The organism is Streptomyces sp. NBRC 110611, assembly GCF_001590865.1.
GTDB lineage: Bacteria > Actinomycetota > Actinomycetes > Streptomycetales > Streptomycetaceae > Streptomyces.
In genome coordinates, this window is the sequence record NZ_BBUY01000009.1 from 185374 (window position 1) to 202441 (window position 17068).

The following is a 17068-nucleotide window of genomic DNA, read 5'->3' on the forward strand; positions in this document are numbered from 1 at the left end:
CGGAAATTCTTCCGCGGCGCGTCACCTTACAGTAATCAACGGCCGCGGAGCCGTATTTCCGTGGCACCCGGTGGCGCCGGCATGCCGCCGATGCGATTCCGGCGCGCTTTCCGCCGAGTTGTGAGAAACGCATTCGCGGCGGTGTGAAACGCATATTGCAGCGGACTGATACGCGTCGGTAGCGTGATGTGAGAAGTCGGTCGTAGATAAGGGAATTTGCCATGATTGTTCTGGGTTGCAACGGATTCTCCCGGGGCGCCGAAGTCTTCGCCGAGGAATTGGGTGCGGTCGGCACCGAGAAGCACTACGTCCTCGGTCACGACTCGGGGTCGGCGCTGCTGGTGGACGGCGAGCTGGTGGCCGCCGTGGAGGAGGAGCGGCTCAACCGGGAGAAGAAGACCTCCGACTTCCCGTTCCTCGGCGTGCAGTGGTGCCTGGAAAAGGCCGGCATCGAGTTCTCCGATATCGATCTCATCGCCGTCCCGTGGAACTTCTCCCCCGACGTCTTCGATGAGATGATGCGCGGCCTGGCGTCCGCTCCGCTGACACCTGCGGAGAAGGTGTCGCGGCTGAAGCACCTCAGTGAGCTCTTCGCCAAGGTGCTCAGCCCCGAGGCGATCCTCGCCGACTTCGCCGCACGTACCGGATTCACCCCCGATCCGGACAAGGTGGTGTTCGTGCGGCATCACCTCGCGCACGCCATGACCGGCTACTACATGGCGGGAAAGAAGGACACGGCGTTCCTCATCAGCGACGGCCGTGCCGAACTGTTCTCCTCGCTGATCGGCGAAATCCGCGACGGCCGGATACGCGTTTTCGACGAGTCGACCATCAGCGCGGAGGACTCGATCGGCAACCTCTTCGCCTCGGTCACGCGCTACCTCGGCTTTGTGCCCAACAACGACGAATACAAGGTCATGGGGCTCTCCGGGTTCGCCGAGGCCCCGTCACCGAATCCGTTCATGGAACACCTCGTCCGGCTGCACGAGGACGGGCGGTACACCCTCTCCAGGCCGCACGACCTGGAGAACTACCAGAACTACGACGATCTCTTCGAGAAGGGTTTCGGCCCGTTCGAGGACACCGTCGAGTACAAGGCCAGGGTGGCGGCCGCGGCGCAGGACATGCTCACGGTCGTCACGAGCCACCAGCTCCGCGCGCTGGAGGCCAAGACCGACCTGAACCACCTGCTGTTCGAGGGCGGTCTGGCGCTGAACTGTGTGAACAACACCAAGCTGCTGGAGGGTTCGCGCTTCGAGGACATGGCGGTGAGCTTCGGTGCCAGCGACACCGGAGTCGTCATCGGCGCCGCCGTGTACGCCTGGGCCAACCACCCGGACAACACCGCCGAGGTGAAGTACGCCGACACGGTCACCCCGTATCTGGGGCCGGAGTACGACGAGGAGACGATCGAGCGCACTCTGGACGAGTTCGGTGACCGGGTGCGGTGGAACCGGCTGTTCGAGGGCGAGATCGTCGAGCAGGTGGCGAAGCTGCTCACCGAGAAGGTCGTCATCGGCTGGTACCAGGGGCGGATCGAGCACGGCCCCAGGGCACTCGGTCACCGCAGCATCCTGGCGAACCCGAGCTTCCACGACATCAAGGACGTCATCAACACCCGGGTCAAGCACCGCGAGCCGTTCCGGCCGTTCGCGCCGATCGTCTTCGAATCGGATGCCCCGAAGGTCTTCGAAATGGGCCGCAAGACCCGTTCGCCCTTCATGACCTTCGTGTTCCCGGTGCGGCCGGAGTACCGCGACATCATTCCCGGTGCGACGCACGTGGACGGCACCTCCCGGGTGCAGACGATCACCGACGAGGACACTCCGCTGCTGGCGTCGCTGCTGCGCCGGTTCACCGCGCTGACCGACGTGCCCTGCCTGATCAACACGTCCTTCAACGTGGCGGGCGAGCCGATCGTGTGCACGCCGGCCGACGCGCTGAACTGCTTCCTGGGCACCGAGATCGACTACCTCGTGCTCGGCAACTACCTCGTCACCAAGGCCGACCGGTCCGCATGACATCCGCTGTCCGCCCGCCGGGACGCCGTGCACGGCGTCCCGGCGCCGGGGCAAGTGAAGGGGGTTCTCCCATGCGTACGGGCCCTGAGACGACCGTGGATCTCGCGGCGGTCGTCCAGCAGCTGGAAGCACTGGCCGGGGAGCTCCGGGACGCGTCCCGGCGGCTCACCCCGGAGGTCAGCGCCGCCTGCGATGCCCTCGGCTGCGCGGCTGTTCTGCTGCGCTCACAGCAGGGCGCCGCGGACGGTGACGCCGCCCGTTCCGATCTCCTCTACGACGCCGTCGCCATGGCCCGCAGTGCGGTGGAGTCGGCGAAGTTCGCGTGCCGCGCGCGGATGGGATCGCGGGCGGGCACCAGTGGCCGGAGGTGAGCGGACCGCCCGGCGCCGGGATTCAGATCCAGTGCGCGTCCCGGGCGATGCGCAGGGCGTCGATGCGATTGCGTGCGCCCAGTTTCGCCACCGCGGAGGAGACGTAATTGCGTACGGTTCCCTCGGACAGACACAATCGCGCCGCGATCTCCGTGACCGTGTCGCCCCGGGAGACGTACTCCAGCACGGATATCTGCCGCAAGGTCAGCGGGCAGTCCCCGTTGCCCACCGCCGCGACCGTCAACTCCGTATCGAAGAACCGCTCGCCCTGGTGCACCGTGTGAATGGCCTCGAAAAACTGGCGAGGCGGCGAACTCCGGCACACTATTCCGGCGATCCCGCTGGTGAAGGCCCGGCGGACGGCCGACCGGGTGAAGGTGGTGGCGAGCAGCAGCGTCCGGCACCCCGGAATGCCCGTGATCTTCTGGGCGGTTTCGATCGTGCCGTCGTCCCCGCCGTCGTAGCTCATCACCACGACATCGGGGCGGTGCAGTGTGGCCAGTTCCAGTGCGGCCGGCCCGCCGCCCGCCGATCCGGCGACCCGGATCTCGTGGTGCTGCTCCAGTAATGCCGTGAGCGCGAACCGGGACAAGCGCTGATCATCGGAAACCATGACATTGATACCCACTTGATCCCCCATGCAAAGAGTAGGCCTCTGGAAAAAATGCCGCCGCGCGACCGGGCGGCGGTTGTGACCCGGTGAAGGGGGCACAACCGCCGCGCGGTTCAGGCTGCCGGCGTGAACCGGTCCGGACTCAGGAGAGCTCGACCACCTTCAGATCGGGCGACGCCAGGATGTCCTTCTCGCAGAACCGGCCGGGGAGCCACTTGCCGGACGAGTAGAGCTTCGTCTGGTCCGCGTGGTGCGGGGAGGTCGGGTCGGCGGACTGCGAAGTGGTCACCAGCGTCGAGGCGTTGGGGCAGGGGTCGTCGGTGAAGGAGACGACCTGGATGTAGCTGGAGCCGGTGCGGACGCCGACATTGCCGCCCTTGGGGTCCCAGACGGGAGTGATCAGGTTGAGCACCCCCAGCGCTTCCCGGGCACCGTGCAGGGGGATGCGGTCCTTGCCGCGGAGGATGTACTGGTAGTCGCCCAGCTCGGCGTCGAGCGGGATGCCCGCGGCGTGCAGTTCACCGGCCGCGTCGCCGAAGGCCCGCTGGACGTCGGGGCTCGCGGTCTTCAGCGACTTCGGGGTGCCGACCGGATCGGCCGGGTCGAACGGGACGTTCCAGATGCCGCCGGGCACCTTGTCCAGCTTGAGCGCGAAGCGCTCGAAGAGCAGCGATCCGCGGCTCTTGAGGGAGAAGGTGTGGTCCCAGTCGGCCAGGGCCCGGCACGCCTGCCGGACGTCGACCGGCCCGTTGCCGGACGGGGCCTTCCCGTTCGGGAAGGCGGCGCACATCCCGGCGGTGTCGGCCGCCGCGAGCACGGCCATCCGGCTGCGGTCGGTGAACAGCATGCGCTGCATCGACTCCTTGGTGAAGCCCTTCCCCTTGAGCGTCTCCTCGACGGTGGCCAGCGACTCGCGGGTACGGAGCGACCGCGGGGTGCCGACGTCGCCGACGATGCGCGGGTAGCCGGTGAGCGGCGCGTGCAGGTTGGCGAGCCAGGGGCTGTCGTTGGAGTTGAGGACGTAGTCCTTGCGGGTCAGCGACGGCAGCCGCTTGGGCGAGAACAGTCCGGGCTCCACCGAGTCCGGGTCCGACCCCCAGGCGCAGGACGACTTCGACCCGTCCAGGACGGGCAGGCCGGTCCTGGGGAACAGTTCCTTGCCGAGCGCGGTGCCGCAGCGCTTCGCCTGCTCGTCGGTGACGTGCGGGACGACCTGGATGTCCGCGTAGAAGGCGTTGCCCGCGCGGTCGGTCGCCATGGTGTTGATCCACGGCGCGCCCTGGGTGGAGTCCAGCGACTCCTTGATGTCGGCGGTGCTGTCTGCGGTGGCGAAGCCGAACCAGGTGTTGAGCCCGCGCAGGTTGGTGGCGTTGGCGTCCCGCAGGGCGTGGCCGGTCCCGGCGGTCCAGGGCAGGTCGACGCCCATCGCACGGTTGATCATGGGGCCGTAGCGGGTCTCGTACAGCGTCCGCGCGACCTCGGTGACGGAGCCGTCGGGCTGCTTGACCTTCACCCGCACCGTCCGCGGCGTCATCTTCTCCTTGACGCCGTCCACGAGGTAGCTGGTCGGGTCGCCGGGTGCGAGGTGGACCTCGTACAGGCCGAAGGTCCGGGGTGTGGCCAGGCTGTGCGTCCAGGCGATCCGGTCGTTGTGGCCCTTCTGGACGAACGGCGTGCCGAGCAGCCCGGCGCCGGAGACGTCGAGCTTGCCGGGCACGGTCAGCTGCACCTGCCAGAAGAGACCGACGCCGCGCCAGGGGAAGTGCGGGTTGCCGAGCAGGACGCTGTGGCTGCCGTCCGCGCCGTCCGAGCCGATGGCGATGCCGTTGCTGCCCTTGCCGTCGGCGCGCAGGGTGCGGTCGAGGCCGGCCTTGAGGCGGTCCGCGGTCCGGGCGTCGGCGGGGGCCGGCGCGGCCCCGGGGGCGGGCTTGGCGCCGACGATGCCGTCGGCGAGGGTGCCCTGGCCGGTCCAGTTCATCAGCCCGTAGAAGAGCCGGTAGACGTCGGTCGTGGTGATCGGCTTCACCCACGCGGCGCCGCGGCAGGCGGGGTCGGTGAGGTGGTCGCGGCCGGTCTCCGCGAGGTAGCGGTTGTAGCCCTCGGCGTACCCGGCGACGATGTCGCGCATCTCCTGGCGCGGGCCCTTGGGGGCGGGCTGGGCGGCCAGCCGCTCCACCACGCCGGAGTCGTTGATCCGCTGGAAGTGCAGATCGCTGGTGAGGTTGTCGCTCGCCGAGGTCACGGTGGTGTTGGGCTCGCCGTCGGGCCCGTGGTACCGGGAGCGCTCGGCGCCCACGGAGAGGAAGTTGTCGGCGAGTACGCAGATGTTGTCCTTGGCGACCGCGTAGCCGTAGCCGTAGCCCAGGTCGGTGAAGTTCCGGGCGACGATGTGCGGGACGCCGCCCTCGGTGTAGCGGAGCGTCGCCCTGGCCGCGTCCGCGGTCCCGCCGGTGTCCGCCACGGCGCCGGAGGCGCCGGGCAGCACGGCCAGGAGGGCCGCGATGAGGGCCGTGCCGAGCGCCCGCCCGGTGCGTCGCCTTCTTCGTATGGGTTCCTGCGCGTGCGGGCGCATGAACACCGCCTTTCTGTCGGGCTGTTCTGTCGGGTTCTCCGTCCTGCGCGGGACACCGGGTGTGTCGCGTCGTGCAGGACGTCGTGGAGGTGACGCGGCGGTGCGGCGGCGGGCGCGGGGGCCGCCGGTCACGTCATGACGGCGCCGTTGTCCGCGCGGAGGACGCGGGTGCGCCGGTTGTCGAGGTGGACGAAGATCCGCTGCAGCCAGCGGTCCCGGCCGTCGTAGTTCGGGGTGAACGGGGCCCGGCCGTGCAGCACCACGCGATTGTCGACGAACACCAGTTCCCCGGCGCTGAGTTCCACCGAGGCGGAGATGTCCATCATGGTCGCCCGCAGCCGCTCCAGGACCTGCTTGGCCTCGTCGTCCAGCGCGGTCGTCGCGTGGAAGTCGACGACGATGTTGGGGTCGTCCGGGCTGCCGTCGAGGACCGGGCGGGCGGGGGTCTCGCTGCCGGAACGGAACGAGGGCGGCGGGACGGTGACGAAGCGCGCCTGGTGCAGCACCCGGCGGTCGCTCTCCTCGATCAGCGGCAGGGCCCGGCGGATGGAGGCGACCGTCGTCCCCGCGTTCTGGCCGACGGCCTGCCGCAGGCAGGTCAGCCCGACGAAGTCCGGGCGGTACGGGTGGAAGGCGTTCTCTATGTGGAACTCCAGCGGCACCGAGCCGGCGTTGCTCTGGGAGGCCTCCAGGCCGCGCACCGGGACGACGTTCTGCACCAGGGCGCCGGACTTCTCCTCGCGGTAGGCGACGATCTCGCCGAGCTGGAGGCCGATCAGTACGGCGGTGGCGGCGGGGACGGTGGCCTCCCGCTGTACCGACTCGGCGACGTCCGGGGTGTCGGGCAGCGCGTCCTCGTCGATGGGCAGCCCCGACAGCAGCAGCGTCCCGTCCGCGCCGGGGTCGTGCCGGTAGGTCCGGACGGTGTCCAGCAGACGGACGGGCAGGCGGCTGCTGAGGTGCCGGGCCGCGGCCAGCCAGCCCGGGTCGTCGACGAGGGCGGGCGCGGTCTCGGTCAGTTTCCGGGCCAGCGCGGCGAGTTCCTCGCGCTCGGCGTCGGTCAGCCGCAGGCGGTAGGCGTCGGCGCCCGCGGGCACGGAGGCGGTGTGGGCTTCGGTGGTCATGGTGCGGGTCCTTTCAGGGTGTCGCGGGGGTTGTCGCGAACGGGGTTTCAGGGGGCCGGCGGCAGGGCGCGGGTGTCGACCTTGCCGTTGGCGGTCAGCGGGATGCGGTCGACCCCGACGAAGCCGGCCGGGACCATGTAGTCCGGCAGGGCATCGGCGAGGTGGGCGCGGAGCACGGAACCGTCCGGGGCCTTCCTGGCGGCCGGCACGACGTACGCGACCAGGCGTACGGCCCCCGGGCTCGGTTCGCGGGCGACGACGACGGTGTCCTGTACATCCGGGTGGAGCCGCAACCGCGCCTCGATTTCGCCGAGTTCGACGCGGTAGCCCCGGATCTTGACCTGGTTGTCGATGCGTCCGAGGAAGTCGAGGGTGCCGTCGGGCAGCCACCGGGCGAGGTCGCCGGTGCGGTAGAGCCGTGCCCCGGCGGGCCCGTAGGGGTCGGGGACGAAGCGCTCGTCGGTCAGCTCGGGGCGGCCGAGGTAGCCGCGGGCCACGCCGGCGCCGCCGATGAAGATCTCCCCGGGGACGCCGACCGGCACCGGCTCCAGGCGGTCGGTCAGGACGTACATGGTGGTGTTGGGGATCGGGGCGCCGAGCGGGACCAGCTCCGTGGTGGGCGTGCCGAGGATCTGCTGCCCCGAATTGCCGATGGTGATCTCGGTCGGCCCGTACTCGGTGGCGACCCGGGTGCCGCCGGGGCCCGCCAGCGTGTGCCAGCGCTCGGCCAGCGTCGCGGGGAAGGAGTCCCCGGCGGCGATCACGATGCCCGCGAGGTCGCGGATCTGGTCGCCGGTGAGCTGGTGGGTGAGCAGGTCCAGGTGGCCGGGGGTCATCTTGATGAAGCTGTACGGCGCCCCCTCGGCCAGATGGCGGCCCAGGTCCGCGGGCTCGAACGGCTCGGGGAGCAGGTGGACGGGCCGGCCCGCGAGCAGCGGCGCGAAGAGGTTGGGGATGCCCAGGTCGAAGGAGATGGAGGAGAAGACCGGCGCACCGCCGCTGCCCTGGGCCACGTACGCGTCGAGCGTCCACAGCAGGTAGTTGGCCAGGCCACCGTGCTGGATCATCACACCCTTGGGCGCGCCGGTCGAACCGGAGGTGTAGATGACGTACGCGAGGTGCGCGGGGTCCACGCGGATGCCGGTGGGGGCCGCCGGGCGGGCCGCGACGGCCTCGTGGTCGGTGTCCAGCATGACGAAGGTGCCCCGGTGGAGGGGGCCCAGCGCGGCCCGGTGGTCCTCGGTGCTGATCACCAGGGGGCAGCCGGTGTCGTCCAGCATCCCGCGGATCCGTTCGGCCGGGAGGGCCGGGTCGAGCGGGAGGTAGCCGGCGCCGGCCTTCCACACGCCGATCAGGGCGGGCAGCAGGTGCGCGGTGCGGTGCAGGCTGACCCCGACGAGGGTGTCGGTCCCGGCGCCCAGCGCGGCGAGGTGGTGGGCGATCCGGTTGGAGCGCTCGTCCAGCTCGCGGAAGGTCAGGGTCTGCTCGCCCACGCGGACCGCGACGGCGTCCGGGACGGCCGCGGCCCGCTCCTGGAGGAGACCGACGACGGTGGCGGTGCCGCGGTCGGCGGACGGACCCACGCTCCAGGTGCCGAGCACCAGCTCCCGTTCGTCCGGGTCGAGATGGGCGCGCAGCGCGTCGCCGTCGGGGCCGGCCGCCATGGCCTCCAGGACGGCGCGGTACATACGGGCGAGGCGCTCGGCCCGGTCCCGGGGGACCGCCACGGCCGCGGCGCGCAGCCGCAGATGATCCTCGCCGGCCAGGACGCGCAGACCGTAGCCCTCGGTCCGCACCGCGAAGTCCCAGGCGGACAAGGGGTCTTCGGCCGTGCCGGGGCCGTGCGCGGAGTCCGTCCGCCGCCCGGTCTCGTACACCACCGCGGCGAACCGCTCGGCCCCGGACCCGGCCCCGCCGTCCTGGGCGGCGCCGCGCGGGGCGTGCCGGTGGAGCCAGGTCCGCCGCTCCTCCTCCCGTACGTGTGTCACGAGCCCGCGCCAGTCCGGGGCGGTGTCCGGCGAGGCGAAGGGCAGCGCCACGCGGTGCAGCCGGGCTTCGCAGGTGTCCTGCGCGCCGTCGGGGGCCCAGTCGGCGCGTGCCACGACGTCCGAGCGGAAGGACCGGTCGGCGGTGAGGGTGCCCAGTACCTTCAGATGGGCCGTCAGCAGCACGGTGTCCAGCGGGACCTGGGCGGCGCCGGCCAGGGCCGTCAGCCCGTCGCGCAGGTCGCCGAAGGGCACGGTCAGCTCCGTGACCGGCGACGCTCCGCCCGGCTCCGCGCCCCGGGCCCCGTCCCCGGCGGCCTCGGTGGCCGCGGCGGCGGGCTCCGGCTCCTGACCGCCGTCGGTCTCCCGCCAGGCCCGGGGCAGGACGAACGGCGAGGTGCGCTCGGCGGTCCGCCGCCAGTGGGCGCGCCCGGCGCGGTCGAGCAGGCTGCCCCGCTCGGCGGCCGCGCACGGCGCGTGCCGCACCACCGGCCGGTGCCCGGCCGGGTCCGCGCCGCCGCGGGCCCGTGCGCAGGCGTCCGCCAGCTCGGTCAGCACCGCGTCCGCGCTGATGACCGTGGCGAGCGCGCGGTGCAGGGTCAGCAGCAGCACCCAGGTGACGTCCGGCTCCCGTACGGCGTGCAGCCGCAGCAGGGGCGGGGCGTCGAGGTCGAAGGGCTTGCCGCACTCGGCGTCGGCGAGCGCGGCGAGCCGCGTCCGCCGGGTGCCGGGGTCCAGTGCGCGGTGGTCGTGCAGTTCCAGGGGCGGCCGGACCTGGCCGTGCACCCGCAGGAGCGGCCCGGAGGCACCGGCCGGGTCGATGGAGGTGCGCAGTATCTCGTGGGCCTGGACGACGGTCTCGGCCGCGGCGGCGAACTCCCCGGCGGACAGCGGCGCACGGAGGGTCAGGCGCCGGGCGGCGACCTGTGCCCGGTCGCCGGGCAACGGCGGTTCCGCGAGCAGCGCGGCCTGTTCGCGGCCGAGCGGGTAGGCGTCCACGGTGTCGGCGGGCAGGCGGGCGCGGTCGGCGCGGCCGAGCAGCGCGAAGGGTTCGGCGTCGGCCCCTGGCTCCGGCGTGCGGGCCATCGGGTCGGACAGGGTCATGGACGTCTCCTCCGGAGAAACGCGGCGGGTACGGGAGGGCGTGGCGCGGTGGCGCCGTGGAGCGGAGGGGCGGGACGGCGTCATGGGGCGGTGGAGAGTCCGGGGGCGAGCGCCTCCCGGACGGTCGCGATGACCTCGGCCGTGGCGGAGTGCAGGAAGAAGTGGTCGCCGGCGAAGAGTTTCAGCCGGGAGCCCGCGGTGGTCTGGTCGCGCCAGCCCTGGAGCGCGGAGATCTCGACGGAGGGGTCGGCCGTTCCGGCGAGGACGGTGAGGGGGACCGCGAGCGGGGGCGCCTCCTGGTACGTGTAGGTCTCCAGGACGGAGAAGTCGGCGCGCAGCGTGGGCAGCATCAGCTCCATCAGCTCGGCGTTCTCCAGGAGTTCCCTGGGGGTGCCGTTGAGGACCCGCAGTTCACCGCGCATCTCGGCGTCGGTGGCGTTGTGCACCACCGGGCGGGTGCGCCGGGTCCCGGGGGCGGCCGCGCCGGAGACGAAGAGGTGCACCGGCTGCGGGAGGCCGCGTTCGCGCAGGGTCCTGGTCAGCTCGAAGGCGAGCAGGCCGCCCATACTGTGCCCGAACAGCGCGTACGGGCGGTCCAGGGCCGGCCGCAGGGCGTCCGCCAGGGCCGCCACCAGGGGCCTGAGCCGGCTGTACGGGGGCTCCTTCAGCCGCCGTCCGCGGCCGGGGAGTTCCACGGGGCACACCTGGGTGCCGCCGGGCAGGGCGCCGGGCCAGTCGCGGTACGCGGCCGCCCCTCCGCCCGCGTACGGCAGGCAGAAGAGCCGGGTTCCGGCGTCCCGGCCGGCGTCCGGTCCGGTCAACCACTTACTGTCCACGGCTGTTCTCCTTCTCGAGGATCCGGCTCTCGCGGGCCGGGTCCCGGCCGGCCCGGCCGGCGTGGTCCTGGTCCTCGCGGATCCGGCCGTAGTCGAGCCGTACGATCCGGTCGGCCACGGGGAAGTACTGGTCGTCGTGGCTGATGACCACGACCGTCCTGCCCTTCGCCTTCAGCTCCGCCAGCAGCTCGGTGTAGAAGAACTCCTTGAACACCGGGTCCTGGTCCGCGGCCCACTCGTCGAAGAGGTAGCAGGGGCGGTCCGCGAGGTAGGCGGTCAGCAGCGCCAGCCGCTTGCGCTGTCCCGTGGACAGCTCGGTCGTGGAGAAGCGGTCGTCCACGATGGAGACCTTGTGGTCGAGCTGGAGGCGCCGCAGGTAGTGCCCGGCCTTCGCGGCCCGGTCGGCGTCGGGCAGGCCGCCGAGGCTCTCGAAGAGGAAGAAGTCCGAGAACACCGCGCCGAACAGCTCGCGGTAGGCGTCGCGGTTGTCGTCGGTGACCTCGTTGTCGTCGACCCAGACCGCGCCCTGCTCCGGCAGGTACAGGCCGGTGAGCAGCTTGGCCAGGGTGGTCTTCCCGCTGCCGTTGCCACCGACGACGAACAGCACCTCGCCGCGGCGGAACGTGAAGTCCAGGGGGCCCAGGACGAATTGCTCGCCGGTGGCGCCCGGGTAGGCGTGGGCGACCCCGCGGAAGTGGATCCGCTGCCAGTTCCCGTCCGGGGCGGCCGGGCTGTCGTGGTGCTGCTCGCGGCCGGCGCCTTCCAGGTCCGCCAGCCGTTCCTCGATCTTGCGCAGCGCGACGGCCGCCCGGCCCAGGACGGGCAGCCAGGTCAGGACGCCCTGGAGGCTGGACACCATGAACAGCAGCACCATCACGCTGTCGGTCAGCGTCTTGGCGGAGACGGCGAAGGCGACGGGGAAGACGAACAACAGGACGCCGATGAGCCCGAAGAAGACCGTCTGTCCGCTGCCGGCCGCGCCTTCGAAGACCGACAGGCCCACCACGCTGCGCCTGCGGTAGGTGGTGGCGGTGGCGTCCAGCGCGGCACCGGCCAGCGCCTCGCGGCGGCGGCGGTCCAGCTTGAGTTCCTTGGTGCCCTCGGTGACGGCCCGGAAGTGCTCGAAGAGGCGGTCCTGTTCCTCGCGGGCCGCGCCCAGGTGGCGCATTCCGTAGGCGGAGAACATCCGGTAGACGCCGACCGCGACGCCCATGGCGAGGAGCGAGGTGAGGGCCACCGCGGGCGACACCACGGCCAGGTAGATCACGCACACCACGGCGAAGGTGCCGCTGAAGCACACCATCGGCAGGCCGGGCAGGGCATCCGCGATCACCACCACGTCGTCGGCCAGCGCGGAGTACAGGCGGGCGGTGCCGAGCTTCTCGACGCTGCGCAGGGGCGCGTCGAGGATGCCGTCGACCAGGCGGCGGCGCAGGCGCTGGATGAAGCCCTGCGAGAGGCGGAAGAGGAGGTTCTGGGACAGGAAGCGGGTCACGACGGTGGCCACGCACAGGCCGGTGAAGGCCCAGACGACGGCCGCCGGGACGTCCCCGGTCCGGCTCAGGGCCGTGTTGACCATCGCGATGAAGGCGGCGCCCGCGGCGCCGCTGATGACGCTGGCGGCCAGGGCGAGCAGGAAGGGGCGGCGCGAGGACCGCAGCAGGTAGCCGAACAGACCCATGTCAGCCCCGCTCCGTGGTCGTGGGGGCGTCGTTGCCGGGGCGCAGGGGCGCCAGCAGCAGCTGCCGCAGTTCGCGGACCGGGCGGTCCGGGCCGGCGGTGACCGCCTCGACGAGGCGGGGCCACTGCCGGGTCATCGCGGCCACCGCGCGGGCGTCGACGGCCTCCAGGTCGTACAGCCACATACCGCGCAGGGCTCCGCTCTCCTCCTCGCGCATGATCAGCGCGAGGTCGACGGCGTCCGGTGTGACGTTGATGACCACCTCGGAGAAGACGTAGTCGTCGCCGATGCCGAGGTCCAGCGGTGTGGTGGTGAGCCCCTCCAGTTCGACGGCCGGGACGGTGGCGTTGAGCAGGTTGAAGGAGATGCCCGAGGGGTCGTGGCCCTCGGGGACGGCCCCGTCCAGCGCCCACAGCGGGGCGCTCTGGTGGGCGTAGGCGCTCAGGGTCCGCTCCCGGACCTGGCCGACGAGGTCGCGGAACGTCGGGTCGCCGGTGAGGTCCGAGCGCACCACGAGGTGGTTGACGAAGTAGCCGATCAGGTTCTCGGTCTCGGGCCGTTCGCGGCCGGCGACCGGGAAGTCGACGGGGATGTCGTCGCTGCCGGAGTACGCGGACAGCAGGACGCCGAAGGCGGCCAGCAGCACCATGAACGAGGTCGCGCCCTCGCGCCTGCCGAGGTCCGCGACGGCGGTCGCGGACCGGGCGTCGAGCACGAAGCCGGCGGTGCTGCCGGTGGCGGGCGGGACCTCCTGGTGCGCGGGTGCGGTGAAGCGCAGGGTGGGCGGCAGGCCGGCGAGCCGGTCCCGCCAGTGGTCCAGGTGCGGGTCGAGTTCCCCGTCGGCGAGCTGCTGTTGCTGCCAGGCGGCGACGTCGGCGAACTCCACCTCGAACCGCGGGAGCCGGGCCTCGGTGCCGTGGACGCGGGCCCGGTACAGCTCGCGCATCTCGTGGAAGAGGATGCCGTAGGACCAGTTGTCCGTGACGAGGTGGTGCATCACCTGGACCAGGACGTGTTCGTCCTCGGCGAGCCGGACCAGGGTGCCGCGCACCAGGGTCTCCTCGGCGAGGCGGAAGGCCCGGCGCTCCTCCGTCGCGACGAGCCGGCGCAGCTCCGCGCGCCGCGCGGCCGGTTCGTGGGCGCTCAGGTCGACGACGGCCAGCGGCCAGGTCCCGTCGGCCTCGACGAGCTGGACCGGGGTGCCGTCGCGCACCACGACGCGGGTGCGCAGCGCCTCGTGGCGCCGTACCACGGAGTCCAGCGTGTGGCGCAGGGCCGCTTCGTCGAGCGGGCCGGTGAGGGTGACCGCCGTCAGGACGTTGTGGAACGGGTCCTCGGCGGGCACCGGCTGGTGCACGTACAGCTCTTCCTGCGCGAAGGACAGCGGCACGCCGCCGTCGCGGCCGGTGACCGGGATGGCGGTGGCCTTCGGGGTGCCCTCGGCCTGGCGCGCGCCGATCCAGGCCGCCATCTGCGCGACGGTCGGGTTGTCGAACAGCATGCGCAGCGGGACGTGCAGGCCGTGGGCGGAGGAGAGCTGGGAGGCGAGTTTGGTCAGGAGCAGGGAGTGGCCGCCCAGGTCGAAGAAGTTGTCGTGGGCGCCGACGCGCGCGGCGCCCAGCAGCTTCTGCCAGGTCACGGCGATGGCGCGTTCGAGGTCGTCGCGGGGTTCGGTGAAGCCCGGCCGGCCGCCGGAGCCGGTGGGCTCGGGGCCGGGCAGGGCGTCGCGGTCGGTGCGGCCGTCGAAGGTCAGCGGGAGTTCCGGCAGGACGACGACGGCCGACGGTGCCATGTACTCCGGCAGCCGCTCCTTCGCGTGGGCGGTCAGTGCGTCCGGGTCGGGGATCCGCGCGCCGTCCGCGGTGACATGGGCGACGACCTGCTCGGTGCCGTCGGCCGCCGTGGCCACGGTGACCCGGGCCTCGCGTACGGAGGGGTGGGCGGCCAGTTCGGCGGCGACGCGCTCCACCGGTATGGCGAAGCCGCGCAGGGTCGCCTCCTGTCCGGTGCGGCCGACGATCTCCAGGGCGCCGTCGGGGCGTACGCGGGCCAGGTCGCCGGTCCGGTGGAGCCGTTCGCCGGGGACGAAGGGGTGGTCGGTGAAGTGCTCGGCGGTGAGGTCGGGCCGGTCCGGGTAGCCCTGGGCGAGGGCGGGTCCGCCGAGGTACAGCTCGCCGGTCACGCCGGTGGGCACGAGCCGGCGGGCCGGGTCCAGTACCAGGGCGCGGGCGCCGGCGAGGGGGGTGCCGATGGTCAGCGGGGAGCCGGCGTCGTCCGGGCGGCAGTGCCGGGCCAGGGCCGGCCCGCCGGTCTCGCGGGTCCCGTAGAGGTGGTGCAGCTCGGCCCCGGTCAGGGCGTGGAAGCGGGCCTGGAGGGCCGGGGGCAGCGGTTCGCCGGTGCTGAGCACCTGCCGCAGGGCGGTGGCGCGGGCCGCGTCCGGCTCGTCGAGGAACCGCTGGAGCTGTGGCGGGGTGAGGTGGACGGTGGTGACGTCCGCCTCGCGTATCAGCGCCGCCAGCTCCCCGGGGGCGGCGGGCGCCGTGCCGGGGGCGAGGACGAGTTCCGCGCCGCTCAGCAGCGGCCACAGCACCTCGATGAGCCCGGTGCCGGCGGAGAACGGCGCGGCGTGCAGCACCCGGTCCCGGGCGCCGAGCGCGAAGTGGTCGCGCAGGGCCGGCAGCAGGTGGCAGGCCGCGGCGTGGGTGACCAGTGCGCCCTTGGGGCGGCCGGTGGTGCCCGCGGTGTGGCCGAGGTACGCGGGGTGGGTGCCGTCGGTGCCGGCCGGCGGGGCGTCCTCGGGCTCGTCGTCGAGGGCCGGGCCGAGGGCGTCGAGGTCCAGGATCTCGGCGTCGTCCGCCGGCAGGACGGCACGCGCGCCGCCCTGGGTGAGGAGCAGCGGGGGCTGGGCGTCGTCGAGCAGCTGCGCGAGGCGCTGCGGCGGGTCGGCGGGGTCCAGCGGCAGGAGGGTGCCGCCCGCCTTGAGCACCGCCAGCGCGCCGATGGCCCGCTCGGGGGAGCGGTCGGTGCACAGGCCGACCAGGACGCCCTGCTGTACGCCCAGTCTGCGGAGCCAGTGGGCGAGCTGGTTGGCGCGCCGGTCGGTCTGCCCGTAGGTCAGGACGCGGCCGCCGTGCCGTACGGCGGGGGCGTCGGGGTGGCGGCGGGCGAGGTCCTCGAAGGGCGCGTGCAGCAGTGCGTCCTGCTCGTCCTGGGGCCGGTCCGGGGCGGCGGCGGGGGTGGCCGGCCGCCGCTCCTCGTCGTCGAGCAGGGGGAGGTCACCGATGCGCTGGTGCGGGTCGGCGGCGACGGCCCGCAGCAGCCGCTCGAAGCGGGCCACCAGGGACCGGGCGGCCGCCTCGTCGAGGATGTCGGTGCTGTATTCGAGGCGGCCCCAGACCTTCCCGTCGTCCTCGAACATGTCCACCAGCAGGTCGAATTCGGCCTTCTTGGCCTCCAGGGCGAGCGGCTGTGCGCGGACCGCTCCCTCGTCCCAGACCGGGATCGGGACGTTCTGGTAGGAGACCAGCACCTGGAACACCGGGGTGTGGGCCAGCGACCGCTCGGGCTGGAGCTGTTCCACCAGGCGCTCGAAGGGGATGCTCTGGTGGTCGTACGCCTCCAGGCACACCGTGGCGGCGCGGCGCAGGGCCTCGTGGAAGGTGGGGTCCCCGCTCAGGTCGGTGCGCAGCGCGAGGGTGTTGACGAACAGGCCGACCAGCGGCTCCAGTTCCGCCAGGGTGCGGTTGGCGACCGGGGTGCCGACGACGATGTCGTCGTTGCCGGTCAGGCGGGCCAGCAGGACCTGGAAGGCCGCGGTGAGCACCATGAACGGCGTGGCGTCCGCCTCCCGTCCCACCGCGCGCAGCCGCTCCAGGAGGCCGGCGGGCAGTTCGAGCGGTACGGAGGAGCCGCGGTAGGTCTTCTCCTTGGGGCGCGGCAGCACCGTCGGCAGGCCGGTCTCCGAGGGGAGGCCGGCGAGCTGCCGCGTCCAGTACTCCAGGTCGGACTGCCAGGCCGCCTGCGCCTGCGGGCCGTTCTGCCAGCTCGCGAAGTCGGCGTACTGCACGGTGAGCGGGGGCAGTTGGACCGGACGGCCGGCCGTCAGCGCGCCGTAGACGCTGGTGATCTCCCGCATGAGGATGTCCATGGACCAGCGGTCGGTGACGATGTGGTGGAGGTTGACCAGGACGACCGCCTCGTCCGGTGCCAGGTCGAGAATCTCGGCGCGCAGCAGCGGCCCGGTGCCGAGGTCGAAGGGCCGGGCGACCAGTGCCGCCTCGCGCCGCTCGATCTCGGCCGCGACGGCGTCCCCGGCCAGGTGCCGCAGGTCCACGGTGCGCACGTCGGGCGGCAGGTCGTCGCGGACCCGCTGGACGGGCTGCCCGTCCTCCTCGTGGAAGACGGTGCGCAGCGCCTCGTGGCGTCGTACGACCTCCTGGCAGGCACGGGTGAACACCTCCGGGCGGAAGTCGCCGCGCAGGCGCAGACCGGCCGAGACGACGTAGGAGGCGCTGTTGGCCGAGAAGCGGTCCAGGAACCAGAACCGGCTCTGCGAGAAGGCCAGGGGAACGGGTGCCGCCGGGTCCTCGCGCGGCACGACCGTCTGCGACGGCGCCCGTTCGATTCCTTCCGCGCGCAGCAGGCTCTCCAGGAGCTCCCGGCGCTGGGACGAGAGATTGAAGCGGCCGGTGGGGGTCACTGATGGTGCCTCTTTCGTGCCGTGGTCGTGAGGTGGTCCGTGCGGGCCTGGGGCGGCCGGTG

General features: G+C 72.6%; 9 protein-coding genes. 2 read left to right on the forward strand and 7 right to left on the reverse strand.

Annotation, left to right across the window (positions count from 1 at the left end; all coding sequences use genetic code 11):
* Positions 1–221 precede the first annotated feature (221 nt).
* Positions 222–2021 (forward strand): carbamoyltransferase, encoded by a 1800-nt coding sequence (locus AZE13_RS20695; RefSeq protein WP_066933871.1) that lies wholly within the window; start codon positions 222–224, stop codon positions 2019–2021.
* A 71-nt stretch (positions 2022–2092) separates the two neighbouring features.
* Positions 2093–2392, forward strand: a complete 300-nt coding sequence (locus AZE13_RS20700; RefSeq protein WP_066933873.1) for a hypothetical protein — start codon at positions 2093–2095, stop codon at positions 2390–2392.
* 22 nt (positions 2393–2414) lie between these two features.
* Here AZE13_RS20700 and AZE13_RS20705 read toward each other — a convergent pair whose 3' ends face one another.
* From AZE13_RS20705 to AZE13_RS20735, 7 genes are all read right to left on the reverse strand, one after another.
* The gene (locus AZE13_RS20705; protein WP_181690395.1) at positions 2415–2984 is read right to left on the reverse strand and encodes a response regulator transcription factor; all 570 of its coding nucleotides are present in this window, start codon (positions 2982–2984) and stop codon (positions 2415–2417) included.
* A 163-nt stretch (positions 2985–3147) separates the two neighbouring features.
* Positions 3148–5577, reverse strand: coding sequence for a penicillin acylase family protein (locus AZE13_RS20710; RefSeq protein ID WP_079124206.1), 2430 nt, complete (start codon positions 5575–5577; stop codon positions 3148–3150).
* Between the two features lie 128 nt (positions 5578–5705).
* Complete coding sequence (locus AZE13_RS20715; RefSeq protein ID WP_066933880.1) at positions 5706–6701, reverse strand: TauD/TfdA family dioxygenase; 996 nt, start codon at positions 6699–6701, stop codon at positions 5706–5708.
* Between the two features lie 47 nt (positions 6702–6748).
* Positions 6749–9790: an amino acid adenylation domain-containing protein gene (locus AZE13_RS20720; RefSeq protein ID WP_066933883.1), complete on the reverse strand. Its 3042-nt coding sequence runs from the start codon at positions 9788–9790 to the stop codon at positions 6749–6751.
* Positions 9791–9870: 80 nt separating this feature from the next.
* The gene (locus AZE13_RS20725; protein ID WP_066933886.1) at positions 9871–10626 is read right to left on the reverse strand and encodes a thioesterase II family protein; all 756 of its coding nucleotides are present in this window, start codon (positions 10624–10626) and stop codon (positions 9871–9873) included.
* Positions 10616–12307 carry a cyclic peptide export ABC transporter gene (locus tag AZE13_RS20730; RefSeq protein WP_066933889.1) on the reverse strand — a complete coding sequence of 564 codons (1692 nt, stop codon included), beginning with the start codon at positions 12305–12307 and terminating at the stop codon, positions 10616–10618. Before AZE13_RS20730 ends, AZE13_RS20725 begins: the two co-directional genes overlap by 11 nt.
* 1 nt (position 12308) lies before the next feature.
* Positions 12309–17006 (reverse strand): non-ribosomal peptide synthetase, encoded by a 4698-nt coding sequence (locus AZE13_RS20735; RefSeq protein ID WP_066933891.1) that lies wholly within the window; start codon positions 17004–17006, stop codon positions 12309–12311.
* Between the last annotated feature and the right edge of the window lie 62 nt (positions 17007–17068).